General features: G+C 41.4%; 20 protein-coding genes and 1 other RNA gene. 2 read left to right on the forward strand and 19 right to left on the reverse strand.

Annotated elements, in window-relative coordinates:
* Positions 1-110: 110 nt before the first annotated feature.
* The 3 genes from QTN47_RS11100 to QTN47_RS11110 form a co-directional block, all read right to left on the reverse strand.
* Positions 111-1181 carry a fatty acid desaturase family protein gene (locus tag QTN47_RS11100; protein WP_369329439.1) on the reverse strand — a complete coding sequence of 357 codons (1071 nt, stop codon included), beginning with the start codon at positions 1179-1181 and terminating at the stop codon, positions 111-113.
* Positions 1182-1218: 37 nt separating this feature from the next.
* Complete coding sequence (bshB1, locus tag QTN47_RS11105) at positions 1219-1947, reverse strand: bacillithiol biosynthesis deacetylase BshB1 (protein WP_369329440.1); 729 nt, start codon at positions 1945-1947, stop codon at positions 1219-1221.
* A 526-nt stretch (positions 1948-2473) separates the two neighbouring features.
* Positions 2474-3112 carry a DUF4294 domain-containing protein gene (locus tag QTN47_RS11110; RefSeq protein WP_369329441.1) on the reverse strand — a complete coding sequence of 213 codons (639 nt, stop codon included), beginning with the start codon at positions 3110-3112 and terminating at the stop codon, positions 2474-2476.
* A gap of 275 nt (positions 3113-3387) precedes the next feature.
* Here QTN47_RS11110 and QTN47_RS11115 point away from each other — a divergent pair, with 275 nt between their 5' ends.
* Positions 3388-3630: a hypothetical protein gene (locus tag QTN47_RS11115; RefSeq protein ID WP_369329442.1), complete on the forward strand. Its 243-nt coding sequence runs from the start codon at positions 3388-3390 to the stop codon at positions 3628-3630.
* Between the two features lies 1 nt (position 3631).
* On the opposite strand, the gene QTN47_RS11120 is transcribed toward QTN47_RS11115, so the two are convergent.
* From QTN47_RS11120 to hisG, 7 genes are all read right to left on the reverse strand, one after another.
* Positions 3632-7789: a hybrid sensor histidine kinase/response regulator transcription factor gene (locus tag QTN47_RS11120; RefSeq protein WP_369329443.1), complete on the reverse strand. Its 4158-nt coding sequence runs from the start codon at positions 7787-7789 to the stop codon at positions 3632-3634.
* A 202-nt stretch (positions 7790-7991) separates the two neighbouring features.
* Positions 7992-9164 (reverse strand): bifunctional histidinol-phosphatase/imidazoleglycerol-phosphate dehydratase HisB, encoded by a 1173-nt coding sequence (gene hisB / locus QTN47_RS11125; protein ID WP_369329444.1) that lies wholly within the window; start codon positions 9162-9164, stop codon positions 7992-7994.
* 33 nt (positions 9165-9197) lie between these two features.
* Positions 9198-9608, reverse strand: coding sequence for a c-type cytochrome (locus tag QTN47_RS11130; protein ID WP_369329445.1), 411 nt, complete (start codon positions 9606-9608; stop codon positions 9198-9200).
* Between the two features lie 191 nt (positions 9609-9799).
* Positions 9800-11092 carry a PQQ-dependent sugar dehydrogenase gene (locus QTN47_RS11135; RefSeq protein ID WP_369329446.1) on the reverse strand — a complete coding sequence of 431 codons (1293 nt, stop codon included), beginning with the start codon at positions 11090-11092 and terminating at the stop codon, positions 9800-9802.
* A 441-nt stretch (positions 11093-11533) separates the two neighbouring features.
* Positions 11534-12610 (reverse strand): histidinol-phosphate transaminase, encoded by a 1077-nt coding sequence (gene hisC, locus QTN47_RS11140; RefSeq protein WP_369329447.1) that lies wholly within the window; start codon positions 12608-12610, stop codon positions 11534-11536.
* 105 nt (positions 12611-12715) lie between these two features.
* Positions 12716-13990, reverse strand: a complete 1275-nt coding sequence (gene hisD, locus QTN47_RS11145; protein WP_369329448.1) for a histidinol dehydrogenase — start codon at positions 13988-13990, stop codon at positions 12716-12718.
* A gap of 21 nt (positions 13991-14011) precedes the next feature.
* Positions 14012-14905 carry an ATP phosphoribosyltransferase gene (gene hisG, locus QTN47_RS11150; RefSeq protein ID WP_369329449.1) on the reverse strand — a complete coding sequence of 298 codons (894 nt, stop codon included), beginning with the start codon at positions 14903-14905 and terminating at the stop codon, positions 14012-14014.
* Between the two features lie 267 nt (positions 14906-15172).
* On the opposite strand from hisG, the gene QTN47_RS11155 reads away from it, so the two are divergent.
* Complete coding sequence (locus QTN47_RS11155; RefSeq protein ID WP_369329450.1) at positions 15173-15919, forward strand: hypothetical protein; 747 nt, start codon at positions 15173-15175, stop codon at positions 15917-15919.
* An 81-nt stretch (positions 15920-16000) separates the two neighbouring features.
* Here QTN47_RS11155 and QTN47_RS11160 read toward each other — a convergent pair whose 3' ends face one another.
* From QTN47_RS11160 to QTN47_RS11200, 9 genes are all read right to left on the reverse strand, one after another.
* Complete coding sequence (locus tag QTN47_RS11160) at positions 16001-16930, reverse strand: HipA domain-containing protein (protein WP_369329451.1); 930 nt, start codon at positions 16928-16930, stop codon at positions 16001-16003.
* 2 nt (positions 16931-16932) lie between these two features.
* Positions 16933-17256, reverse strand: coding sequence for a HipA N-terminal domain-containing protein (locus QTN47_RS11165; RefSeq protein ID WP_369329452.1), 324 nt, complete (start codon positions 17254-17256; stop codon positions 16933-16935).
* Positions 17257-17264: 8 nt separating this feature from the next.
* Positions 17265-17483, reverse strand: coding sequence for a helix-turn-helix transcriptional regulator (locus tag QTN47_RS11170; RefSeq protein WP_369329453.1), 219 nt, complete (start codon positions 17481-17483; stop codon positions 17265-17267).
* 148 nt (positions 17484-17631) lie between these two features.
* Positions 17632-17975, reverse strand: an RNA gene (rnpB, locus tag QTN47_RS11175) — RNase P RNA component class A.
* 156 nt (positions 17976-18131) lie between these two features.
* Positions 18132-18746: a PH domain-containing protein gene (locus QTN47_RS11180; protein ID WP_369329454.1), complete on the reverse strand. Its 615-nt coding sequence runs from the start codon at positions 18744-18746 to the stop codon at positions 18132-18134.
* An 81-nt stretch (positions 18747-18827) separates the two neighbouring features.
* Entirely contained in the window at positions 18828-20459 is a 1632-nt protein-coding gene (pruA, locus tag QTN47_RS11185; protein ID WP_369329455.1) for an L-glutamate gamma-semialdehyde dehydrogenase, read from the reverse strand.
* Between the two features lie 455 nt (positions 20460-20914).
* On the reverse strand, positions 20915-22216 hold the full coding sequence (locus QTN47_RS11190; protein WP_369329456.1) for a hypothetical protein: 1302 nt from the start codon (positions 22214-22216) through the stop codon (positions 20915-20917).
* A 15-nt stretch (positions 22217-22231) separates the two neighbouring features.
* Positions 22232-24847, reverse strand: a complete 2616-nt coding sequence (gyrA, locus tag QTN47_RS11195) for a DNA gyrase subunit A (RefSeq protein WP_369329457.1) — start codon at positions 24845-24847, stop codon at positions 22232-22234.
* Between the two features lie 253 nt (positions 24848-25100).
* Positions 25101-26309 carry an acetate/propionate family kinase gene (locus QTN47_RS11200; protein ID WP_369329458.1) on the reverse strand — a complete coding sequence of 403 codons (1209 nt, stop codon included), beginning with the start codon at positions 26307-26309 and terminating at the stop codon, positions 25101-25103.
* Between the last annotated feature and the right edge of the window lie 55 nt (positions 26310-26364).

The following is a 26364-nucleotide window of genomic DNA, read 5'->3' on the forward strand; positions in this document are numbered from 1 at the left end:
ACTTTTAAAGTGTAGGACTCATTCTAAAAAAAAACCGGCTGACCTTTTAATCAACCGGCTTTTCTTTTATGCCATTTGCATATCTGCACATCAATTCATTCGCACATTCCCTACGCTTTTCCCATTTCTTTCAGGAATGCAATATGAGACGCAACTGCAGTGGTCATGTATTTGTATTCGATATAAGTCACATTGTATTCCTCACAAGCTTTCTTGATGATCTTGCTGATTGCAGGATAATGTATGTGAGAAATTTTTGGGAACAGGTGGTGCTCAACCTGGAAGTTCAAACCGCCAACATACCAGGAGATCGCTTTATTTTTTGTTGCGAAGTTCGCCGTTGTTTTTAACTGGTGAACAGCCCACTCGTCTTCCAGCTTTCCGGTAACAACATCCGGCATTGGGAAAGAGGTGTGTTCAACAGTGTGTGCCAGCTGAAACACGATGCTCAGGATAAAACCACCGGCAAGTGTTGCCGTCATGAAGCCAACAATTGCAGGCACTACACCAACAGTAATTGAAGGAACAACCAGGAACATACAATAGCTAAGCACTTTGTGGAACCAGAAGTAAAAATGATCTTTAAAGCTCATTTTCTTCAAAGGAATATCACCGATTTTCTTGGTAAAGTATTTTTTGTAATCAGAAAAGAAGATCCAGAAGGCATGCAGCCAGCAATAGAAGAACCAGAAATACAGGTGCTGGTATTTATGCATTTTATATCTCTTCTGAGTTGAAGCCATTCTTAGAAAAGGCTTTGCATCAATATCGTCGTCAACGCCATCTACGTTAGTGTATGCGTGGTGAATTACGTTATGCTTCATGTTCCACATAAAATGGCTACCACCTAAAACTCCAAGTGTTACCGCTGCAGCCTTATTAAGTACCGGGCTATTACTAAAGCTTCCGTGCGCGCCATCGTGCATAATGTTAAAACCGATACCTGCAATCAGGCAACCCAGGATGATACACTCACCCCATGCCAGCCACATTGATGCCGGCGTGAAGAAAGTAACGTGAACATACAATGCGATAAATCCAACAACGAGAATGAGCCCTTTTGTCCAAAGTTTATAGTTGCCCGCAGGAGAAATACCTTTTTCTGTAAAGTAATCGTTGATCCTCTTTTTCAACTCAGCGTGAAACGAAGGTGTGTGTGTTGTGAACTTTGGCGTTTGCATTAAAAATCTAATTTGAAAAGTGAAAATTTAAAGGGTGTCAGGTGGTGTGTTGAATAAATGCGTCGAAAGACGTAACACCGATCATTTTAGTAGTGATGTATCCTTCGGCATATTTAACGCCAATACGTTTGCCAAACATAAGCGCCCTTGATTTTATTACGTCAACAAAATCGGGATTCGATATATAAGTTGCCGGTTCGCTTGCATCTGTCGTGTTAAACTGTGTGGTATAACTCAAAATGGCTTCCATCTTCTTCTCCATCCAGTTTGAAATGTCATACACAAAATCAGGTTTCAAATAGCGATCCTGGATATAGTGAAACACAAACTTCGGACGCCATGCTTCCTGGCTTGTGCCATCAAGCTCCGTTTCAATTTTTCTTAATCCGGCAAGAAACGATGCATCAGAAACCAGTTTAGAACTTCTTCCGTGATCAGGATGTCTGTCATCAGGAGCGTTGCATAAAACGATCTCCGGTTGATATTTTCTTATAACAGCAATGATCTTGCGGACATTTGCCTCATTGTGCTCAAAAAATCCATCGGCCATTCCAAGGTTTTCGCGTGCATCAACCCCCATCACTTCAGCAGCCTTTGCCGCTTCAGTTTTACGGGTTTCTGCCGTTCCTCTTGTACCCAGCTCCCCTCTTGTCAAATCCACAACCGCAACCTTTTTTCCTTCGTTTACTGCAGCGATCAATGTACCAGAACAACCAAGCTCCACATCATCCGGATGAACCCCAAAAGCCAGTATATCTACTTTCATTAAGAATTAATTTAAAACCACTCAATTAGGTATATCGACAATTTTTCATCCGGGCAAAGAAAATGAACTTAAGACCCAGCTATTTAAATTGGCTGCAAAGGTAAATTAAGATGAAGGAAGGAACAAATAAAAGACCGTAAGACAGTAAGATCGTAAGACGCGTAAGAGGTAAGATAGTAAGACATGTAAGACGTGTAAGACATGTAAGACCGTAAGATAGTAAGAGGTTGGGGGCGACGGCAATGGTGCGCATATAAAACTATCACACGTAAGCTGAAGATATTATTTAACTTTTGGTTAGATGTTTTGAAGGTTGCAAAATCCCGACCGAAAGCATGTTAATGAGACAGCGTAAACCGCCTGAGGAAAAATTGCTTCAACAACCACTTTATTGTTTTTCCTGGCATGCGTGAAGCCGGCCCCAAAAATAAAATCACTGTACCACCCGCAACAACCCCTCTTACGATCTTACGTGTCTTACGGTCTTACGGTCTTACAGTCTTACGGTCTTACGGTCTTACGCGTCTTACCTCGAGGTGTATCCGTACATTCGCTCCACATCCTTTACAATCATTTCCATGGCCTTATCGGCATTTTGGGGATCGTAGTTCTGGCGGAGGTTGGAGCCGAAGACAAGTGCGACGGTCTGCCAGAAAGCGGCATTGAAACTGCCTTTGTATTCATCAATTATTTCGTAGCAATTATTACCTGTTTCGCGGTAGATGAGTTTCATGAGGACTTTTCCCTGGTAAACCGACAATTGGGTTAGCTTGTCGGCAAATTGTTTTTTCAGGTCTTTCTCCCGTGAACGGATGATTTCCTTTCGCTTCTTTTTGTCCGTTACATTCACCAGTTGCCGGTTGATTTCATTCATCACCCTTGATGCCGCTTTGGCATAGGGATAAGTAACATAAACTGCATTTCTCAACCTCGTCCATTCTGCTGCCTGGCGCTTGTATTTACCGTACAACCGGGCATAAACATATACCGGATCAAGCCATGAACAGGGGATTGTATCGCCGTTAGATTCAATGCAGGCATTTACACGGATAGTATCGTAAGGGCCGGTTCCATTTTGTGCCTGGACATTATTTGAAAAAAATAGTGTACAAAAAAGAAGGATAACTACAACAGGGATGATATTTTTGAAAGCCTTTAGCGGCATTGTTTAAATTTACGTTCTAACACATTATACGGTTGTGAAAATAAATGTAACCCCAATAATTGTTATCATTTTGGTAAAGATTTTTTTTATCACAGCCTGTAATTCAACCAATAATACTGAGGATCAATTGATTTCATACAGGCAACGAATGGACTCTATTGGTAGTTCGAGAATAGATTCTGCCTTTAAAATTATTCAAAAACAGTGTGATTCGTTAAAGCGATACCGGGTACCGTTAGTGGTTGATTCTTTACTCAAATATGATTCTGCTTTTCATGAATAAATATGCCGTATTAATTTTTAGTGTTGCACTTTTTTCTTCCTGTGATGGACGCAATGCAGCAGACGATGATCTGCTCCCGCAAAAACGGTTTGATTCCAGCCAAATGGAACAAAAAGTAAGTAAAGTGATCCAGGAATTGAAAGATGATTGCGATTCAACCATTCTGGAACTTGCTAAAGCGAAAGTGGATTCTATTCACAAAGCGAAAAAACTCCGGAAGATCCACAAGAAATAGCCTACTCCGGTTGTGATTTTACGTTCGATCCAGCCTGTTTTCTTTTTTCTGCAACATAAACCGATGGCACCTGCCCAAAAAAGGCCTTGAAATATTTGGTAAAATATTTGGGATTGTTGAAACCCACTTCATAAGCCACTTCCGCAATATTCATTTCTGTTTTTTCCAGTAATTGTGCCGCACGCTGTAATCGAACCGAACGGATGAACTCAATAGGTGCTTTACCCGTCAGCGAAAAGATCTTCTTATAGACCGCTACCCTGCTCATGCATAACCCGCGACTTAGCTCTTCCACAGAAAATGATGCATTGGATAAATTCTGTTCTACAATTTGCAGTGCCTGTTGTATGAATCTTTCATCCGGCGAGCCGACTTTGATTTCGCTGGTCTTTGCCTCTACCTGTTTTGAATAGGTACGTTTCAGGGCTTCCTGCTCATGTAGGATATTCCTGATCCTGGAAACAAGGATTTCAAAACTGAAGGGCTTAGTGATATAATCCGTCGCGCCAGTCTGCAGCCCTTTCAATTGCTGCTCCTCGCCTATCAACGCCGTAAGCAGCATCACTGGAATATGTCTTGTTCTGGCGTCTTGCTTTATTTTCTTGCACAGTTCGATCCCGTCCATTTCAGGCATACTTACATCACTTACTACAATTGCAGGATGCGCAGATAAAGTTCTTTGCCAGCCAATGCGGCCGTTTTCAGCTTCTACAATGTGATAGAACTCTTTCAGGTTATCTTTCAGATAAAACCTGAAATCTTCATTGTCTTCTACCAAAAGGATAACCGGTTTATTGTGACTGGCGGCTGCGACAGGTTGATTCACAGCCGTTTCATTCACTGTAACTGTTGGCTCAGGTTGTGGCAAAACAGCTGGCTGATATGGTAAAAGATTTTCAACAGTATGTTCAACACCAAACGGAAGAAAAACAGTGAAGCGACTTCCCTTATCCGGCTCGCTTTGCACACTGATGTAGCCGTTGTGGAGCCGCACAAATTCTTTTGTGATGGACAAACCAATTCCGCTTCCCTGGTTGACCATGGTGCCCGGAATTTCATTCTGAAAGAATCGTTCGAAGATCTTTTCTTGCTTCTCAGGCGCAATGCCAATTCCCGTATCACTTATTTTAATCTCAGCCAAAGCTTCTTTCCCAGTATGATTCACATTTACCTCAACCTGTACTTTTCCTCTTTCAGGAGTAAACTTGAAAGCATTGGAAAGCAGGTTAAACAATATCCGTTCGATCTTATCATGATCGAAAGATGTATTTAAGTGATTGCAGTTAGATGTATAGCTGAACTGGATATTTTTATTTTCGGCGAGATCTGTAAAAGAATATGATACCTCTCGGATGAATTTCGCAAGATCACCTTTTGTGGCATGAAGCTTCAATTCGTGAACCTCCATCTTTCTAAAATCAAGCAGTTGATTTACCAGGTTCAACACCCTTCGCGCATTTCTATGAATGAGCTGAAATTGTTTCCGCTGATCATCACTGCTTGACTGATTGATGATTTTTTCCAGCGGCGTTAAGATCAGTGAAAGCGGTGTTCTGAACTCATGACTCACATTTGTGAAGAATTTTATCTTCATCATATCCAGTTCATGCAAACGTTGCGCTTCTTTTTTCTGTTGCTGAAGCTCAAAACGCATTTTGGCGCGTTGCATATCGAGTCTGCGCGCGAACCAGAAAATGGTCACTGCTATAATAAAGTAAAGCAGGTATGCCAGCGGTGTTTTCCAGAAAGGCGGCAATATTTTTATCTTGAGTTTTAAGCCCTGGTCGTTCCAGACGCCGTCATCATTTGCAGCTTTTACCTGGAATGTATATTCACCGGGATCAAGATTGGTATACGTCGCCCTTCTTGTTTTTCCATCAGTCGTCAGCCACTCGCTGTTAAAACCATCCAGTTTATATGCGTAAGTATTTTTATCTGCATTGACATAACTCAATGCGGCAAAGTCGATAGAGAATACATTTTCATTGTACTTCAATTCTATTTCATTTGTCTCAGCTATTGCGTTGGATAGTATGATGTGCTTATTGAATTTTTCTCCAACACGTACGCTCTCATTAAACAACTGAAACCCGGTGAGTACGATGGAAGGCTTATTTGTATTACGCGAAATACTTGCCGGCTGAATAATGTTAAAACCATTAGGGCCACCAAACATCAGTTCCTCTTCCCTTGTTTTAAAAGCTGCATTATTATTGAAGATGCGTGATTGCAGACCGTCTTTTTCATCGTAATTCTTACAGACAAGTGTAAATAAGCCGTTCTTTTCAGTTGCGGCTATTTTAGAGATACCGGTTGGTGTGCTGACCCAAAAATTATGCGTGCTGTCCTGCAAAAGTGTAAGTACATTGTTATCCGGTAAACCATCTTTAGTTGTGAAAGATTGAAAGGTTTGTTTTGAAGGGTTAAACACATTCAACCCATCTCTGGTACCAACCCACATATTCCCTTTGAGATCCTTTCTAACGAAAGTAACATTGTCGTTACTCAGTTTGTTAGCAGCACTGGAATAATGGGCAATTTTTCCTGTTTTTTTATCGAGCACATCAACACCATATGCTGTGCCCACCCAAATATTTCCGGCACCATCTTCCGTAATTGACGACACAAAATTGGAACCAGCCAAAACCGCTTTATGGTGATAAAAAACTTTTTTTGATTCGTCGAATTTGTCAAACCCATTCCCCAACGTGCCGATCCAAAGTGTATTTGAGCTATCTTCAAAAATGTCCCATATCCTATCGTCTGCAATAGTCGTTGAATCCTTTTCGTTATGCTTGTAGTGAATGAACTTATTGCCATCAAAGCAATCGAGTCCGCCGTAGTAAGATCCGATCCACACTCGTTGTTTATGGTCAATCCAAAGGCTTACGATTATATCATTGCCAATAGAATTCTTGTTATTGGGCTGATGCCTGTATCTTGTATAGGTATTGTTTTTACGGTTAAAGTATATTAAGCCACCACCGTTAGTGCCAATCCAAAGATTCCCATTGCTATCTTCAGCAAACCTGTTGACATCATCAAAAGGCAAACTGGCAGCATCATACGGATTATGCTTATACAGCGCAAACTTTGCTTTGTTTTCTGTATAATAGCTGATGCCTTTTTTGTAGGTGCCCACCCATATAATACCAAGATCATCTTTGTATAATGAATAAATGCTGTTTTCCGCAAGCGTTTTATTGTTCTCTTCTTTTGAAGTAAGAACCGTTAGCTGAAAATTGTTTTTGTTGATGATGTTAACCCCGCCATGATCCGTACCTATCCAGATTTTTCCATTATTGTCCTGTATAACTGAGCTGATGATATTATTGTTGAGCAGGCCGTTTTCTTTTGTAAGCTGCCTGGCTTCCGCTGCAAAAACAGGATAATAAAAAACACCCAGCGCACTGGTTGGTATGTACAACCACGCATCATCTTTATTGTCGACAAATAGATTGTATGTGTAGGTTTTTGTACCGACAAATTTGCTGAGGGCAGTTGTCCGAAAACTTATGCGAAGTGAATGATTATCCAGCTTTTCCAATAAGCCATTGGTATGAATGAGCACAATATTTCCGTGGCTGTCTTTTTGCGCATCCGTTATTGGGCTTGCATCTGGTGAAAACGCATCGCTGTCGATGTGTGTAACTTTTGATATTTTGCCGGCGCTGTAACGAAACACGCCATCATTCGCGTAGACAAACCAAAAATCCCCATTGGTTTTAATTATTGTCGTCAGGTTGTATGCAGGAAGTCCCAGCGACTGCAAAAAAGAACTTCCATTCAGAAATTGTTCTTTGGCAGGATCGTAAATACTGTAACCGTTGCGCGTGAGAATAAACATCCGGTTTGCCGGCGCTTCGGTAATCCTGAGAATATAATCGTCGATAAGTGATAACGAATCCTGTGAGTTATGACGAAAAATTTTGAAGGTATAGCCATCATAGCGACTTAAGCCTGACAACGTTCCAAACCAAAGAAATCCCCTGGGATCCTTATAAGTACAATTAACCTGGTTTTGAGATAAACCATCAAAGACACTGAGTTGTGAGAATGGATAATCGTTTTGCTGACCGTGTGAAACAAATGCTGCACAGATGCATAAAATAAGCAGAAGCGCGCGGTGCAGTTTTTTCCTGATCAGTTTTGGCGTCATACGGAAGCAGTACAATAGTTTAATAGCTAAGCAACTGCTCCAAAAATAGGGATTAAGCACGATTTACGAAGCTTAAAACATCGTAAATCGTACCTAATTCCCTGTTACTTTAATCTGGTAAGTCTGGAATGCCGCGGTCTCTAAAACATCGTACCCGCCCGAACGTGCCGTCGGTACGGGCGGGCATCTAACATCGTACATTCTAAAGCACTCCTTTCGTGCTTGGCAAATAATTGCTCAGCGGGTCTCTTTTCACCGCCATTTTTATCGCTTTTGCAAATGCCTTGAAAATGGCTTCAATCTTATGATGCTCATTTTCACCGTGGCATTCGATATTGAGGTTGCACTTAGCCGCATCACTGAAGGATTTGAAAAAGTGATGGAACATTTCTGTTGGCATTTCACCGATCTTTTCACGTTTGAACTCCGTTTTCCAAACCAGCCAGTTTCTTCCTCCAAAATCAATCAACACTTTTGCATCGGCTTCATCCATTGGCAGCGCAAAGCCATAGCGTTCCATGCCTCTTTTATCTGCGAGCCCCCTGGCAAATGCTTCACCCAGTGCAAGGCCTGTATCTTCGATCGTATGATGCTCGTCAATGTGAAGGTCACCTTTTGTGGTAATAGCCAGGTCCATTTTGCCGTGGCGGGCAATCTGCTCCAGCATGTGGTCAAAAAAGCCAAGCCCTGTATGAATATCAGCTTTGCCGCTTCCATCAAGGTTAAGCGAGATCTGGATCTGTGTTTCGTTTGTGTTGCGTTCGTGGGTGACTTTGCGCATGCCGAGTTTCAAAAACTCATAAATATCTTTCCAGTTTTTTGTTTCCAGCGCGATTACGGGAGACAAAATTTCCGCGTTATTCTTTATTTCTTCGGCGCCGAGCGATTCATCTACCTTTAGCCAGATAGCCTTACAGCCAAGGTTTTTAGCCAGTTGTACGTCTGTTATCCTGTCACCAATTACAAAAGAATGCTCCAAATCATACATGGCGTTGCTCATGTAGCCGGTAAGCATGCCGGTATTTGGTTTGCGGGTTGGCGCATTGTCCTTCGCAAATGTTCTGTCAAAATAAGATGCGGTAAAATGCACTCCTTCATTCTCAAAACTTTTAGCGATGAAGTTTTGAATTGGCCAAAACGTATTTTCGGGAAAACTGTCAGTGCCTAAGCCATCCTGGTTGCTTACCATCACCAGTTCATAATCCAGTTCTGCCGCAATTTTTGACATGTAAATAAATACTTCCGGATAAAATTCCAGTTTTTCCCAGCTATCAATCTGGTAAGTTGGAGGGGCCTCTTTAATAAGCGTTCCATCTCTGTCTATAAATAATATCCTTTTTCCTTTTACTTGTTCAGTTGACGCTGTAATCGACATGGCCTTGGTTTATCCTTGGTTTATGAGTGAAAATTACTTTACTGTTGCCCGCACGGCCTTAACATCAGCCGCTGAAATTGCGGAAGCTTTGTTGCCAAAATTACTGCGAATGTAAGTTAATACGCTTGCCAGTTGTTCATCAGTTAAAAAATTCTGAGGAGGCATGTTGTTGGAGTAAGTCTGCCCGTCTATCTCCACCTTTTCAGTTGTTCCCTTCAAAACCCATGTTATTAATTTCGTCTTATCTCCTAAAACGTATGAAGTATTGATCAGCGGTGGATTTAAATTGGGAACGCCATCTCCGTCAGGCTGGTGACAGCTAAGACAATACTGTGTATATATTTCTTTACCCTTAGGCGCAGCCTTTTTTGCGGTTGTTTTCTGAGCAAATAAACCGGCTACGGTGAACATACCGGCAGCTGCTAATAACAATTTCTTATTCATGTGTTGTGAGCTATGAGCTGTCAGCTATCAGCCTTCAGCTATTGTTAATTTGTAAAAGCTATGCGTTGTCAGCTATGAGCCTTCAGCGCTTTCAATTGTTTAATTTCAAAACTGATGTTGGATCGATTCAATGAAAAGGACCGCTTTAAAGCAGATCAGCGATCCTTAAATCCTACATCAGCGATCGTCTTCTATTTTCCTTTATAGACAATCCTGTAAATAGAACCGCCTTTATCATCACTGATGTAAAGTGAACCATCAGGGCCCTGAGCTAGTCCGCAAGGACGATGTTTTGCTTTTGCAGGAGAAATAAATTCCGGACCGCCGGCAAAATCGTCTGCAAAAATTTCCCATTTGCCACTTGGCTTGCCATCTTTAAACGGAACAAACGCTACCAAATATCCTTTCTGAGGTTCCGGTGCGCGGTTCCATGAACCATGGAACGCGATGAACGCACCGTTCTTATATTTTGCAGGGAACATATTGCCTGTATAAAACAGCAGTCCATTAGGTGCTAAGTGGCCAGGAAATGCAACAACCGGATCAATAGCATCTTCACCGCCTGTTTTTTTTCCGTCCCCGCCGTATTCTGGTGCCAGTATTTTTTTCTGTTGGATCTGATCGTAATAGATATAGGGCCAACCAGCATTGTCACCCTTTTTTACCTGGTACATACATTCAGCCGGAAGCTCGGCACTTTGTTTAGCATCAAAATATTGACCAAACAAATCATGCAAGCCATCGCGGCCATGTTGCATAACAAATAAGCTATTGGTTGTTGTGTTCCAGTCAAGACCAACCACGTTACGTAATCCTGTTGCGTACCGAGCACCGTCTCCATATGTCTGATTAGGCTTGTCGGCTTTAAACTGCCAGATACCCGCTGCAGAATCAAGTATCGGACAAGGCTTCATGCCCATTGAACCATTTGTCCTGTCTTTTTCCTGGCAAGAGTTGGAATAAGCTCCGATGTTTACATAAATGTTACCATCGTTATCCAGTGCTATAGATTTTGATTCATGCTGGTGACGATCCAATAAACCGGTAATTATTTTTTCAGGATTTTCTGGATCAGCAACTTTTCCGTCAGCATCAAGTTTATATCGAAACACTTCGGTATTAGAAGAAGCATATAGGTAGCCATTTTTAATAGCAATGCCTGTACCGCCGTAATTGCCAAAGCCTTCTTTGCTTTGAAGCTTGCCATTATCGCCAACATGCAAAACAAAAATGCCACCACCATTTTTTGTGCCGGAGGTTTTTACATAGATGTCTCCTTTTTCTGTAACAACAATATGTCTTGCTCCATTAACGCTGTCGGCAACTTTCAATGCACCGAAACCGGCAGGAAGTTTTAATCCCGCGTTGTTTGCATCGGCTTTAACTTCTGCAGCGGGAGCTGAAGTAGCGGTAGAATCTTTACCGGCGCGTGCATAAGTGGTCGTTATAGCTAGCAGGGCAATAAAAAGCCAATTTGATTTCATCTTGATATTTTTCATCATAAATGGTTTTAGCATGGCTTAAAATTAAATCAAAATGTATCGGCCGCAAAAAAAGCTCGCCAGCTATCAGCTATTAGCAATCAGTTTTCAGCTGTTGTCTCATACTAATTTATTCCTGAGTAATAAGAAAACTATTCGGCATGGTCATTTATCAACTCAATGTCGTTTGGTTAAGCAGGCATCTTCAATTTTGGGAGATGTCTCCTATCGTCGACATGACGATCCTGGCTTATCAGAAAAAGTAATCGTCAGCAGCAATAATAACGAGTATATAATAATTTGAAAGTCTGCACCCACATCGTCACCTCGACGACAGAAGGTCTCCCGAATATTGAACTGATCGTAATACTTTATAAGCGCTTGATATTATCAACTCTCAGCTAAACGACATTGTCAATTATCCCTTTTCAATTGTCAATTAGTCTACCTTTTCATTTCCACGCTTGCTGCCAGTTCAAACCATTCTGCCAGTGCATCGACCAATACCGTGTTTTCCTGCTCGGTACCTACAGTGATACGCAAACAATCTTCACACAGTTTTACATTGCTGCGATCTCTAACCACAATGCCTTTTGTCAACAGAAATTCATACACTTTTCTTGCGTCCTTGATTTTGACGAGCATGAAATTGGCATCTGAAGGATACACGGTTTCAACTGTTGGCATTCTTCCGAATACTTCGCGTAAGGCTTCACGCATGGCTACAAGCTCATTGATCATGTCATTCACCTGCCCTACTTCTTCCAAAGCTTTCAATGCCAGTTCCTGCGTTACCTGGTTGATATTGTAAGGAGGTTTAACCTTGTTCAATATGTCAATAATTTCTTTTGATGCAAAAGCCATACCCAATCTGAGTGCTGCGAGTCCCCATGCTTTGCTGAATGTTTGCATTACAACAAGATTCGGATAATCTGCCAGATCCTGAATAAATGAACGCTGGCGTGCGAAGTTGATATAGGCTTCATCAATAACCACCAGTCCGTTAAAATTATTCAGGACGGTTAAAATATCTTCCCTGTTCAATGAGTTACCCGTAGGGTTATTGGGTGAACAGATCCAGATGATCTTAGTGTTTTCATCTGCAAGATTTTCAAGATGAATCAGATCCAGTTGAAAAGTATCCAGCAAGGGAGCTTTCTTTATCTGGACGTCATTAATGTTCGCACTCACTTCATACATGCCGTATGTTGGCGGACAAATAATCACATTATCTTTTCCGGGATTACAAAAACTGCGGAACAACAGGTCAATGCATTCATCGCTTCCATTACCAAGGAAGATATGTTCAGTAGCAATTCCTTTTACTTTGCTAAGCGCCTCTTTAACTTTCTGCTGGTGTGGATCAGGATAGCGGTTGTACCATTTAGGTAATGGCGAGCCAAGGCTGTTTTCATTGGCATCCAAAAATACACTTGCTTCCCCGCTGAATTCATCCCTTGCGGAAGAGTAGGGAGTTAGTTTTTTGATGTTATCTCTTGTGAGTTTATTTATGTCGAACATGATATTGCTTTTAATGTGAATAGTCAATAGTGAATAGTGAAAGGTGCGACATCCCTATATATTCTTTCAGCTTATGCCTCATACCTGAAACCTAATACCTCAGAGCTACTTCATCCTTATCGTCACCGCATTCTTGTGTGCTTCCAGTCCTTCGGCTTCTGCCATTAGTTCAACAGCTTTACCTATTTGATGCAGACCTTCTTTGGTTAACTTCTGGTAAGTAACTTTTTTCACAAAGCTATCTACGCTAACACCACTGTACATTCTCGCGTAACCATTTGTTGGCAATGTGTGATTGGTACCGCTGGCATAATCACCGACACTTTCCGGTGAGTAATTTCCAAGAAAGATAGAACCAGCATTCATTATAAGCTCAGCGATTGCTTCGTCATTTTCACAGCTTAGAATTAAGTGCTCTGCAGCGTACGTATTTACCAGTTCAACAGCTTCCTGCATATCTTTTGCAATAATGGCTTTGCTGTTTTGCAATGCTTTTTCGGCAAGCTCTTTTCTGGGTAGAACAGCTAACTGTTTTTTTAGTTCCTGCTGCACATTTTTTACAACTTCTTCAGATGGGCTTACCAGTAACACCTGGCTATCCGGGCCATGTTCGGCTTGTGACAACAGATCTGCAGCCACAAATGCGGGAACACAACTGTCATCCGCAATTACACATACTTCACTCGGGCCTGCGGGCATGTCAATCGCAACACCATATTGCTGAACCAGTTGTTTTGCGCAGGTTACATACTGGTTACCAGGACCGAAAATTTTATATGTCTTAGGAATTGAAGCCGTACCGAAAGCCATGGCAGCTATCGCCTGTACGCCGCCTGTTTTGAACACTTTTGTAATGCCTGTTAGTTGTGCTGCATACAAAATGGCAGGGTGAAGCTTGCCATCTTTTCCGGGAGGAGAACATAAAATGATTTCTTTGCAACCGGCCAGTTTAGCTGGAATGGCAAGCATTAAAATAGTAGAAAACAACGGAGCGGAGCCTCCGGGAATATACAGTCCTACTTTTTCAATGCCGATGCTTTTGCGCCAGCATAAAACCCCCGGCATAGTTTCAATTACTTCCGGAACTGAAAGTTGTTTTTTGTGGAAAGCAGTAATGTTATTGGCAGCTAATTGAATGGCATTTTTTAAATCATCAGGAAGTGTTGATATTGCTTCATTAATTTCCTGCTGAGATGCTTGTAACCTATTTATAGCAATCCCGTCAAATTGTTGTGTATAATGGAAAATCGCTTCATCACCCTTTTCTTTCACATCCTGCAGGATCTTTTTAACTGATGCTTCCAGTTTTGTATTATCCAGTTCCGGTCTTTGTAACAGGCCGGTCCATTGGTCACGTTGTGGACGTACTTGAACGTTCATGGTATGTAAAGCTTTTTACTTTTATACAATCATTTTTTCGATGGGCACAACCAAGATACCCTGTGCGCCGGCCGCCTTCAGTTTTTCAATAATATCCCAGAAAGTGCTTTCACTGATCACGCTGTGCACACTGCTCCAGCCCTTTTCTGCAAGTGGTAATACAGTAGGACTTTTCATACCGGGGAGTAGAGAGATAATTTGTTCAAGCTGATCGTTTGGTGCGTTTAATAGAACATATTTATTGTTCTTGGCTTTTTTAACAGCTTGTATGCGGAATAATAATTTATTAAGGATGGCTTGCTGTTCCGCTGATAGTTGTGTGTTTTTGATAAGTATCGCCTGGGACTGTAAAATGGTTTCAACCTCGGTCAGTCCATTCATAAATAATGTAGAACCGCTGCTCACCAGGTCACAGATCGCTTGTGCTAATCCAATGCCTGGTGCTATTTCAACACTTCCACTAATTTCATGGATCTCAGCATTAATGCCTTTTTCATTGAGGAAATCTTTCACGATTACCGGATAGCTTGTTGCTATTCGTTTTCCTTCCAAAAAAGAAACATCATTATAAACATCACCTTTCTGTACTGCGATTGAAAGTCTGCATTTGCCAAAGCCCAGCTTTTCAACCACATCCACTTTTTTCTTTTTTTCATACACCACATTTTCGCCAACAATGCCAATATCAGCCACTGCATCTTCTACATACTGCGGAATATCGTCGTCTCTAAGAAAAAATACTTCCAATGGAAAATTACTTGCTTCACTCTTCAGCTTGTTAACGCCATTGCTTACGTCAATGCCGCATTCTTTAAGCAGCTTCATGGAGTCATCATGTAACCTTCCTGATTTTTGAATGGCAATCTTTAAAATACCGTTGTTGGCTGATTGGTTGTTTGCGTTAGTTGTGCTCATTTTGTATGATTGATAGTGCTATTGCTTTTTATAAGATCAAATGCTCAGTAACGGACATAAAAAAAGGCCTACCACGAGGTAAGCCTATTTTTAAAGTATATGTTACTTGCACATAACAACACCGGCTTACCTACGGTAAGAAATGATGGTGATGATGTATGTGCAACTGATTGATCATTTTTTAAATTGTGAGTGCAAAAATAATGCTTACACAATACTGACCAAATTTTTTATTAAGAGAATTGCTGACGGACTTATCTTTAAAATATGAGGAACTTCCTGATTTTGATAGGCATATGCATAAGTATCAGGCTAAGCGCACAGGATACTTTGCGGTATAAAATCGGAGATTCCACTGTCTGCATTATTACAGAACTGCATAAAGGCGCCCGGCGTGGGGTTGTATTTTTGAATCTTCACGAAGATGAATCAACCAGCGTGCAGGCATGCAGAACCTTTCTTTCCAACAACAACGGAACCTTAATAAGACTCCATCAGCATGGCGAACGACTGATCGTTTTTACCAGGAAGGGAAAGCTTTACCGGTTTGATCCAAACCGCATCTTCACGCCCAAAGGCCGAAAAGCGACGTTGAAATATTTTGACAATTATGACCGGGTTGCAGCAAAAAAGCTGAAGGGTTTCGCAAATGCAATTATTAAAAAGCTCAGAAAGGCCAGGCTGGTGGTTGCACTGCACAACAACACAGAGGGGGCGCCATTAAGTATACTCAATTATGTAGATAAAAAGGGTTATAGGGTGAATGTAAACAGCTCAATTAACATTGATGATTTTTTCCTGACGACAAGAAAGAAAATCTATAAATACCTGAAGTCGAAAAAGATGAATGTAGCCTGGGAGTTGTTTCACAAAACTAATGATGACGGATCTCTGTCAATTTATAGCAACAAAAATCAACTGCCTTATGTCAACATCGAAGCGCTGCATGGTCATGAGACAGAACAGTTGCAAATGTTGGAGGTATTGAAAGGTGTGATGAAAAAGTATAGGTGAGGATAACAAATCCTGATCCAACACGCCGATTTGTTGTTGGTAAGCTTAGCATATGGCTGCGCCTCATACCAACAACGGCAGTCAACCTAATATAGTTTGCTTTGACAGCCAGATCTCCCAATATCTTGTTTTCATTTCATCTGGCAAAAACGAAGACATTATAAGATCATGCACCTGCGGATTTTTTGATTTGAACTTTTTTACTGTGTTTTGAAAAACTTTTTCTCCAATACCGAGCGCAATTCGGAGTTGTTCGAAATCCGACAACTTTATCTTTCTTTTTTTACCATTCAAAGTGAGTCCTAAGTCATCCTCATCTTTCGGATTGACAAGGTTTACATTCAACAGATCATAAGCGGGACTCAAGGCAATACTATCTTCCAAATGCACGATTGAAAAGTTTTTCAAATGCATATCATTATTGCCGGATAAGTAACTAAAAAGAACGAGCTCAAAATAGGTAAGTGCAGCCAAACCCGCATCGGTACAGTATTGTAAAATAACCTTGCCTGTTTTTTCGTAGGAGCCTTTGTATTTGTTTTCGGTGAGAAATCCTGAAAGCTGGCAGAGATCTTCTACATGTATTTTTTGTTTTTTTGTCCGGTCAAAACGCTTAGCTATATATACTAAATGATTATCGGTGGTTCTCAACAAAGCATGTTCACAAACCGGTATTTTAAATAACTCAGCTATATGCATAGTAAGGTCCTCCGTTTCCGGCATTATTGGATAATTATCGTGTTGTGGTTTTAAAATATACTCACCCCATAAACCGACAATTGTAAGCCTGTTCTGCTCTTTGTTCTTTTGAAGACTGACCGAAAGCTTTGGTTGAACTCCTGTTATGGCAATTCTTTGATTGATTGTTTTTTCAGCCAGTTTTTTTAACAGTCCTGATGTTAATTCTAATTCCGGCGCTTGCACTGTCCCAAAAAACTTCTTGGAACACCTCTCGTGATATTCCTTGTCTCCGGCATCTTTATAGCAAAACCAGCAATTGGACATGTTCATAATTATTCATTTTCGGGAAATACAGTTACTGCACCTATAGTATCTCTGCACGCCAGCAATAACAATTCAAATCGATCGTCAGGCCTTACTTTCCAATGTTCAACAGCAAGATCCAGTAGCCAACCTTCAGGAATCAGCCCATCGAAAAAGGCGAAAAGCACCTTCGATTTATAGGGGCTGTTTCTGAGCGGAAGCGTTAAGCTAACAGGTTTTGCATGATCCGTCTTCAGATAAGCATCGTCATAATAAAACTCATAGCCTTCATCGGTTTCAGCGATCAGCCCCGCGAACACATCTCCATAAAAGACTTTGCCTGTTTTTGCCATAACGCGAATTAATCGTTATTAAGATCAGGTTTCTTTAATTTCAGTTCAACGCCAAGTTCCGCCCCAAAAAGAGAAAGTACCTGGTTGACTTTATCCATGCGCAATGAGCTTTTCCCTTGCTCCATCTCACGGATAAATCTTAACCCCACCCCGGCTTTAAGCGCCAGATCTTCCTGGGTTAGCTTGTATTGCTTTCTTTTATTTTTAAGAAAGGTTGACAGCGTCATATTATACCTTTTCGGGTATAAATGTAAGTAATTTCCATTAATTTATACCCAATCGGGTATAAATAATCAAATACTCAAAAAATATACCCTTTCGGGTATAAATTAATGTAAGTCATTGTCAATTTTCAACTCTCCATTTTCAATTAAAATAGCTACAAGCCTCGTAAGCCGGATTCTGTTTCTAAACTATCATTTATCTGGGATAAGCATTACTGCTTACCTCCTGCTGCCTACCCTGGCCCTTGAACGAGCAGTTCTCAGCGGACCTATACATGGCATTACAGCACTCAAGGTTTACCCATAAGGCAAGTTGCCCTGCCCTATCGTGAGCTCTTACCTCACATTTTCACCCTTATCCCGAAACCGGGACGGTTATTTTCTGTGGCACTTTCTGTAGGCGCTTACACGCCTCCCGGCTCTTCACCGGTGAGTTGCTCTGTGCTGTCCAGACTTTCCTTTCCGCTTGCGCGAAACGATAGTTCGGGCCTGTAGCAACAGCGAAATTAATTGATAATTGACAGGGGACAATTGAAAATGCGGAAATAGTTATAACTAAGTACGAAGTACGTTGACTTTGGTTAGGTTGGCTGAATGCAACAGTTTCACTGATGCAAATTTCACTATTGACTATTCACCGTTCATTACCAACTACATCCTCGCCAACACCTCGGCCTTCTTGGCATCATATTCTTCCTGGAGGATCAGGCCGTTGTCTAATAATGTTTTCAATTTCTGCAGTGTCTCTACAGGATCGGCATGTTTTTGCTTGTCGTCTGATGTTTCGGTTGATTGATTGGTGGAAGACGCTGATACAACAAGTCTGTTAGCGGAAGCTCTTTTATCTTCCAGATCCAGCTGGCGACGCACTTCTTTTTGCACTTCCTCCTGTTCCTGCACCACAGCAAGCAATTTGCGAGCCTGCGCTTTGGGAAGAAAATCAATCATGTGCTCTGTTCCTTTAACAGTCTGCACTTTGAATTCGGCACCCCAGATGTTTTCTTTAAGATGGGAATCTAAAACGTCTTTCCAGATGATGTCTTCATATTCTGTTGAAAGACCCATATTTTTTGAGCGGAAGAAGATGATCCGTTTGTTGGTAAGGGCTATACATTCCGGAGCAATAGTTATTGCGGGCTTTTTCTGAACAGCGATATAAGTAACCGTTTCGTCAGTCATCATCATACTGTTCAACTTATCAGCTACTTTTTCTACGGCTTTAGGATCTTGTTCTTCGTTCAGAAAATTCTTAAGGTTGTTAATCATATTTTGAGCTTTCGGCTATCAGCTTTGAGCCATCAGCAAACAAACGAAATTATCTGCTGATGACTTTCTGCTGTTTCAATTTTATGCTTCGTTTAAGAAAGTATAACGGTAATCTGTTGGAGGATTGAATGTCTCCTTAACAGTTCTTGCACTCAACCAACGATACAGGTTGATCATGCTACCGGCCTTGTCATTTGTTCCGCTTGCTCTTGCGCCGCCAAATGGCTGCTGACCAACAACAGCGCCGGTTGGCTTGTCATTGATGTAAAAATTACCAGCGGCGTTGCGAAGATGATTAGTAGCCAGCACAACTGCATCTCTGTCCTGCGCAATGATAGAGCCGGTCAATGCATATGGAGACGTTGTATTTACCAGTTCCAAAGTTTCTTCAAACTTATCTGCATCATATACATAAATAGTCAATACAGGTCCGAAAATCTCTTCGCACATGGTTACATACTTAGCATCTTTTGCTTCAATTACAGTAGGCTCAATAAAGTAGCCTTCTGATTTATTGTAATTGCCACCAACAAGGATGCTTGCTTTTTTATCTTTTTTAGCAGTTTCAATATATCCGGAGATCTTTTTGAAACTTCTCTCATCAATAACCGCATTGATGAAGTTGCTAAAGTCTTCTACCGTACCCATTTTCATGGATTTTACAGCAGCAACCAATTTGGTTTTGATTTCCTCAGCAATATTTGAAGGAAGGTAAGCTCTTGAAGCTGCAGAACATTTTTGTCCCTGGAACTCAAATGCACCGCGCGCCAATGCTGTAACTGTTGCCTCAACATCTGCACTTCTGTGAACCATCACAAAATCTTTACCACCGGTTTCACCCACAATGCGCGGATATGTTTTGTACTTAGGAATGTTTTCACCAATTGTCTTCCACATTTGGTTGAAAACACCCGTAGAACCTGTAAAGTGTACGCCCGCAAAATCAGGATGTGTGAAGCATACTTTTCCTAAAACCGGACCGTCTACATAGATCAGGTTGATTACACCGTCTGGCAGACCGGCTTCTTTCAAAATGCGCATGAACATCTGCGCACTGTACACCTGAGTTTCAGCTGGCTTCCACACTACTACGTTGCCGCACATTGCTGCACTTGTAGGAAGGTTGCCTCCGATCGCCGTGAAGTTAAACGGAGTGACAGCCAGCACAAATCCTTCTAAAGGTCTCCATTCAGTACGGTTATGAATGCCTGGAGAAGAGATCGGCTGTTGCTTATATATTTCAGTTAAGAAGTGTACATTAAAACGAAGGAAGTCGATGAGCTCGCAAGCGCTGTCGATTTCTGCCTGGTAAGCATTTTTGCTTTGGCCCAACATGGTGGTGCCGTTCATAAAGCTGCGGTATTTCGTAGCGATCAGATCTGCAGCTTTCAGGAAGATGTGTGCACGCTCTTCCCAGGGCATATTTGCCCATGCTTCTTTTGCTTTCAGCGCTGAATCGATGGCCTGCTTCACATGTTTTTCATCACCTTTATGAAAATACCCCAGTGTGTGTGAAGTTTCGTGAGGTGGATGGATGGCAACTTTATTGCCGGTTTTCACCGCCTTACCACCAATATACATTGGGATATCGATCGCTTTTTTCTTCAATTCTGCCAGTGTCTTTTTCAGCACGATCTTTTCCTGGGAGCCGGGACCATATTGCAGAACGGGCTCATTTGCGGGTAAGGGATAGTGAAAATATCCAAAATTCATATGTAGTATTTTAAAAAATGAAATAGGCCGCAAGTTAAACATTCACCGTGATATGGAAATCCCAATTCTGACTAAGATTTTACGATTCTTGACCAGGATTAGATGGATTAGGGGATTAACAGGATTGTTAATTTAAAGAAGACTATGATGGATTGGGGTTGAATATTTATTTCGAGGCAGGGTGTTAACACCAGCCAGTATGGAGATTTTGTCGGGACCGGGATTTGAACGATTAATGGATTTGCTGGAATTTTTAGAGTTGTATTATGCTCTTTAAAACGATCCGCGAATTCAGACAGTGCCCTCATCACTGAAACCTTATGCTTTATGCCTCAAACCTGATACCTGATACCTGACACCCAACCGCTAATGGCTGATAGCTAATAGCTGACAGCTCAAAGCCAAAACGGCTGCCTCTTGCGAAACAGCCGTCTTTAAAGTTATTTGAGCTTTAATTATTGTTTGTATTTGTCGTGCTCGGCGTCGAATTTAGTGAACTTAGCATCATATTGATCGTAAGCTTTTACATCGCGACCTCTTGCTCTGTCTCTTTTCCAGCCATAAAGGTTTGCAAGATTGTCAACTGATCTGTTCAAACAGGTTGCTTCAGTTTTAGATCTTTCAGTTTTTGCTTTTAAGATCTCGTAAGATTTTTCCAGCCACTCAATTGACTTGTCAGCCAAAGGAACTTGCTGAGCCAGAATTGCATCTCTTTTTGCTTTCAGATCAGCGCCTTCACCTTTATAATCATAGAATTTCTCGTCAAGCGTGTTAAACTGGCTATAGTACATTACACCTGCGTTGTAGGCATACACACCATTCGCATCTTTTTCAAAGGCTTTAGAGAATGCATCTGCTGCAAGTTGTTTAATTTCAATCTGTTGTGCGGAATCTAGCGATTTTAATTGTTCTTTATCTGTTGTCGCCAACATATCCGCATAACCTAAATATTGATCCGCAGTGGTCAATTTGCCTTCACCACTTTCTTTTTTGTATTTGTCCATGATCTGGGTGAGTGAGGATGAGCTACTCATATTACCCATTTCTACCTGGTTCCATACAGCGGCCTGGTCAGGATACAATTCTTTTGCCTGAGCAAGGGTAGCAGTGAATTTATCAGTCTGTTTGTTATTAGAATAATAATCAAGCATGTAACGATACATATCCATAAAATCCTTGCCACCAATTTTCAGCGCTGCAAGTTTTTCATAGTAACCAACTGCATCACCCATTTTACCGGCGTTCTGTGCAGCATAACCGGTATAAAGAACGGTGAAAGTATCGATCGCTGATTTGTTTGCGCTGAATCCATTTTTATTGATAAAATCGCCCATTTCTTCAGCAACTTTAAAATATTTGAATGCTGAATCCCATTTGCTTCCCTGGAAAAACGTTTTACCGTTGTCGAATGATTTTGCATATAATGACGCAACCGGAGAAGCGCCGTATTGCTTCATTATTTTCAAATCAGGTTCCAGCTCTTTGTATTTCGCATACGCTTTATATGATACATCCAATGCTTCAGGATATTTGGAGCTTAAAGCATTGTCTGCATATAACGAACCGTAAACTGTTGATATCCAATAAAAAGTTTCCGCTTTGTCCGCAGATTTTTTGTTGGTGGCCAATGCATCTACCTCTTTTTTGGCATCTTCATATTTTTTGGTTTGGTTCAGCAGGGCCACTTTGGAATAATCCTGGCTAAAAGCTAGTAGACCAAAACCTGCAAAAACAACCGATAAAAAGATTTTTTTCATACAAATTTTATTTAATTATTGATTTTCAGGGGCTTCAGAAGGATTGTCAGAGTTTACATCTTCCTGGCCATTATCGTTATTTGTTTCTTCCTGCGTATTTACCTGTTCATCTGTTAGCTGTATTTCTACTACTTCAGTCTCTGTTTCCGTTTCCTGTTCATCAACCTTAGAAATTGCTGCAATCTCATCACCATCATCAAGTCTTATCAACTTCACACCCTGGGTGGCTCTTCCCGCCTCTTTAATGCTGCTTACGGCAGTTCTGAGCGTAATTCCGGATTTACATGTAATGATAAGATCTTCTTTTTCAGTTACATCTAAAATTCCTACGAGCTTGCCTGTTTTTTCGGTAACATTTATGGTCTTTACACCTTTACCACCTCTGTTGGTGATTCTGTATTCATCGACCGGGGTACGTTTTCCGAAGCCTTTTTCGCTGACAACAAGAACGGTTTTAGAGGTATCGTCCTTATCTACACATATCATACCAATTACCTCATCAGTTTCATCATCAACTTCTATACCACCTACGCCAATTGCCCCACGACCCGTTGCGCGAACTTTAAATTCTTCAAAGCGGATAGCCCTGCCGCTCTTTAAAGCAAGCATGATCTGTTCGTTTCCATTGGTCATTCTCGCTTCCAGCAGTTCATCCCCGTCAACGATTGTAATTGCATTAACACCGTTTGCCCTCGGACGGCTAAAGTCCTCAAGCGATGTTTTCTTGATAATACCTTTTTTGGTGCAAAGAACGATAAAGTGGTTTTCTACAAATTCCTTATCGCTTAATTTTTTAACTTCAATAATCGCTCTAACCTTGTCATCCTGAGGTATTTGTATTAAGTTCTGAATTGCACGACCCTTGGCTTGCTTTTCACCTTCAGGAATTTCGTATACTCTCAACCAATAACATCTACCCTTTTCAGTAAAGAATAACATGGTATCATGGGTTGATGCAACAAATAAATGTTCCACAAAGTCCTCTTCGCGGGTTTTGCTGCCTATCGCACCACGGCCACCTCTTCTTTGCTGGCGATATTCGGAAGCAGATGTTCTTTTGATATAACCTAAATGAGAAATAGTAATGATAACATCTTCATTTTCAATTAAATCTTCAATTCGCATTTCATCCCCTACGTACTGGATCTGGGTTCTGCGCTCGTCACCAAACTTCTCTTTTATTTCAATCAGCTCTTTCTTGATCAGATCGTATCTTAACTCTTCACTTCCCAATAGGGCTTCCAGGCCTTCGATAACTTTCATCAGGTTGTCAAATTCTTCTTTGATCTTTTCGCGCTCCATGCCTGTCAGACGCTGTAAACGCAATTCGAGAATTGCTTTGGCCTGGATCTCATCGATTCCCCAGCCGGCGTTGATCAAATTGTCTTTTGCCTGGTCAGGAGTAGCAGATTCGCGGATCAATCTGATCACTTCATCCAGGTGATCCAGTGCAATCAGGTAACCCTGTAAAATATGGGCTCTTTCTCTCGCCTTTCTTAATTCGAATTTTGCCCTTCTGATCACGATCTCCATACGGAAATCAATAAACTCAGCGATCAGGTCTTTCAGATTCAGAATTTTTGGACGGCCTTTACTTAAAGCAACGTTGTTTATACCAAAACTGGTTTGCAGCTCGGTATACTTATATAGTTGATTTATAATAACATTAGCAACACCATCTCGTTTTAAATCTAAAACAATTCTGGTGCCATCGCGCATCGTACTTTCGTTGTTTACGTGAGCGATACCTTCAATTACCTTATCATTTACAAGCTGGCCAATTCTGTCTGTAAGTGAATCCCTGTTTACCTGGTAAGGTACTTCAGTAATGATGATCTGCTCGCGACCGCTCGGTTTTGTATCTACGTGACATTTACCACGCAGTACAACTCTGCCCCGGCCGGTCATCATTGCCTGACGCACACCGTCCATACCATAGATAATACCTCCTGTTGGAAAATCAGGGGCCTTAATATGTTTCATCAGGTCATCAATGGTAGATTCCTTGTTTTCGATATACGCCACGCAGCCGTCCATTACTTCGGAAAGATTGTGAGGCATCATATTGGTAGCCATACCAACGGCAATACCGCTTGAACCGTTCAACAGCAAGTGAGGTACACGGGCAGGCAATACAGTTGGTTCTTCCAGTGAGTCGTCAAAGTTCAGCTGGAAATCAACTGTTTCTTTATCAATATCAAGAAGGGAAGTTTCGGCAAGTCTCTGTAATCTGGCCTCCGTATAACGCATGGCAGCCGGCATATCACCATCCTGGTTTCCGAAGTTACCCTGGCCATCAACCAACATGTAACGCATGCTCCATTCCTGTGCCATACGAACTAACGCATCATATACTGACGAGTCGCCATGCGGGTGGTATTTACCCAGCACTTCCCCTACTATACGGGCACATTTCTTATGTGCTTTGTTATAAGCCAGGCCAATCTCATTCATGGCATACAAGATGCGGCGGTGAACGGGTTTTAAACCGTCGCGTACATCTGGCAGGGCACGACCCACAATTACCGACATCGAATAGTCGATGTAAGCGGTTTTCATCTGTTCCTCGATATTCACCTGGATAATCCTGTCATTATCACTCGTCTCCTGAGGCAGTAAATTTTCTTCCATCTGTAATAATTCTTATAATTAAATGAACCCTTTTAAGGTCTGCAAATCTAATTGTTTGCCATCTAATTAGGATAGAAAATGTGTGAAAAATGGGGCATATCCGGCGATTTTTCGCAAATAAATTCCCTGGCAGGGTTTTCAGATCATTTTTTTGAAAAAGGGCGGTTAAAAAACAGAATTTGGCTTTTTGTTGCAGATGGGCCTACATGAAAAAGCAGGATGAAAAATCATCCTGCCTCTACCACATTTAAGGTTATTTGTTGGTTTCCATCAATTGATAACATTGTCGCGCAATTTCCATTTCCTCGTTAGTCGGAATAACAAGTATTTTTACTTTGGACGATGTGTGGCTGATGTCTTTTACACCTTTTATACCTGTGGCCCGGTTTTTCTCTTTATCCATAACAATTCCCAGGGCATCTAAGTTACTGCAGATACGTTCGCGGGTATTAACATCGTTCTCTCCGACTCCGGCAGTAAACACAACTGCATCAACACCGTTTAAGGCGGCGATATATGAGCCAATGTATTTTTGTGCCCTGTAAGCGTATATATCCATTGCAAGAACTGCATCGTGACCATTTTCTTCAACTGCTTTGTTGATATCGCGCATATCATTTGCGCCGGTTAACCCGAGCATTCCGCTTTCCTTATTTAATATATTATTGACCTGCTCAACACTGATCCCCATTTCACGGACCATGTGAAAGATAATGGACTGATCTATATCTCCGGCACGCGTACCCATTACCAAACCATTCATCGGTCCCAACCCCATCGATGTATCAATACATTTTCCATCTTTTACAGCAGCAACGCTGCAACCATTTCCCAGGTGGAGTGTAATAACTTTTATGTCTTTCTTTTGAAGATACTCCTCTGCTTTTGCCGATACATACTTATGGCTGGTTCCATGAAAACCGTAAGCTCTAATACCATTTTCCTTATAAAACTTGTTGGGAATGGCATAACGGAATGCTTTTTCGGGCATGGTCTGGTGAAAGGAAGTATCAAAGACTGCTATTTGTTTTGCAGCTGGAAATACTTTTTCAGCTACTTCTATTCCCCGGTAGTTCGCCGGGTTGTGCAATGGTGCAAGAGGGAAAAGCTTTTTTATTTCCTCTTTCACACTTTCGGTAACGACAGAAATGTTAGAGAATTTTTCTCCGCCATGTACAACCCTATGCCCTACTGCACTAATTTCCGATGTGTCTTTTATTACGCCAATCTTACTGTCGGTTAATAGATCTACTACTGCCTGCAATCCTTCAACATGGTTTCGGATATGCGATTGGGCCTCGTGCTTCTGCTTTTCGTTGTCCTTATAAGTATTGTGTGTAATAGTGGCATCACCGGAACCAATCCTTTCAACAATGCCGCTGCAGGCTAATGCTTCTTCCGGCATTTTAATCATCTGGTATTTAATGGAAGAACTTCCGGAATTAATAACAAAAATATTCATGTAAAAAATTGCATTTTATCTGGTGTTTCAAAAAGTTCTGGTCTTTGCTGCTTAT

It is taken from the genome of Danxiaibacter flavus, assembly GCF_041060425.1.
Classification (GTDB): Bacteria; Bacteroidota; Bacteroidia; order Chitinophagales; family Chitinophagaceae; genus Danxiaibacter; species Danxiaibacter flavus.

What these genes read in the sequence shown, in the direction of transcription:
- QTN47_RS11100 (WP_369329439.1), bottom strand. Translation starts at nt 1,181, where the DNA reads ATGCAAACGCCAAAGTTCACAACACACACACCTTCGTTTCACGCTGAG.
- bshB1 (WP_369329440.1), bottom strand. Translation starts at nt 1,947, where the DNA reads ATGAAAGTAGATATACTGGCTTTTGGGGTTCATCCGGATGATGTGGAG.
- QTN47_RS11110 (WP_369329441.1), bottom strand. Translation starts at nt 3,112, where the DNA reads ATGCCGCTAAAGGCTTTCAAAAATATCATCCCTGTTGTAGTTATCCTT.
- QTN47_RS11115 (WP_369329442.1), top strand. Translation starts at nt 3,388, where the DNA reads ATGAATAAATATGCCGTATTAATTTTTAGTGTTGCACTTTTTTCTTCC.
- QTN47_RS11120 (WP_369329443.1), bottom strand. Translation starts at nt 7,789, where the DNA reads ATGACGCCAAAACTGATCAGGAAAAAACTGCACCGCGCGCTTCTGCTT.
- hisB (WP_369329444.1), bottom strand. Translation starts at nt 9,164, where the DNA reads ATGTCGATTACAGCGTCAACTGAACAAGTAAAAGGAAAAAGGATATTA.
- QTN47_RS11130 (WP_369329445.1), bottom strand. Translation starts at nt 9,608, where the DNA reads ATGAATAAGAAATTGTTATTAGCAGCTGCCGGTATGTTCACCGTAGCC.
- QTN47_RS11135 (WP_369329446.1), bottom strand. Translation starts at nt 11,092, where the DNA reads ATGAAATCAAATTGGCTTTTTATTGCCCTGCTAGCTATAACGACCACT.
- hisC (WP_369329447.1), bottom strand. Translation starts at nt 12,610, where the DNA reads ATGTTCGACATAAATAAACTCACAAGAGATAACATCAAAAAACTAACT.
- hisD (WP_369329448.1), bottom strand. Translation starts at nt 13,990, where the DNA reads ATGAACGTTCAAGTACGTCCACAACGTGACCAATGGACCGGCCTGTTA.
- hisG (WP_369329449.1), bottom strand. Translation starts at nt 14,905, where the DNA reads ATGAGCACAACTAACGCAAACAACCAATCAGCCAACAACGGTATTTTA.
- QTN47_RS11155 (WP_369329450.1), top strand. Translation starts at nt 15,173, where the DNA reads ATGAGGAACTTCCTGATTTTGATAGGCATATGCATAAGTATCAGGCTA.
- QTN47_RS11160 (WP_369329451.1), bottom strand. Translation starts at nt 16,930, where the DNA reads ATGAACATGTCCAATTGCTGGTTTTGCTATAAAGATGCCGGAGACAAG.
- QTN47_RS11165 (WP_369329452.1), bottom strand. Translation starts at nt 17,256, where the DNA reads ATGGCAAAAACAGGCAAAGTCTTTTATGGAGATGTGTTCGCGGGGCTG.
- QTN47_RS11170 (WP_369329453.1), bottom strand. Translation starts at nt 17,483, where the DNA reads ATGACGCTGTCAACCTTTCTTAAAAATAAAAGAAAGCAATACAAGCTA.
- QTN47_RS11180 (WP_369329454.1), bottom strand. Translation starts at nt 18,746, where the DNA reads ATGATTAACAACCTTAAGAATTTTCTGAACGAAGAACAAGATCCTAAA.
- pruA (WP_369329455.1), bottom strand. Translation starts at nt 20,459, where the DNA reads ATGAATTTTGGATATTTTCACTATCCCTTACCCGCAAATGAGCCCGTT.
- QTN47_RS11190 (WP_369329456.1), bottom strand. Translation starts at nt 22,216, where the DNA reads ATGAAAAAAATCTTTTTATCGGTTGTTTTTGCAGGTTTTGGTCTACTA.
- gyrA (WP_369329457.1), bottom strand. Translation starts at nt 24,847, where the DNA reads ATGGAAGAAAATTTACTGCCTCAGGAGACGAGTGATAATGACAGGATT.
- QTN47_RS11200 (WP_369329458.1), bottom strand. Translation starts at nt 26,309, where the DNA reads ATGAATATTTTTGTTATTAATTCCGGAAGTTCTTCCATTAAATACCAG.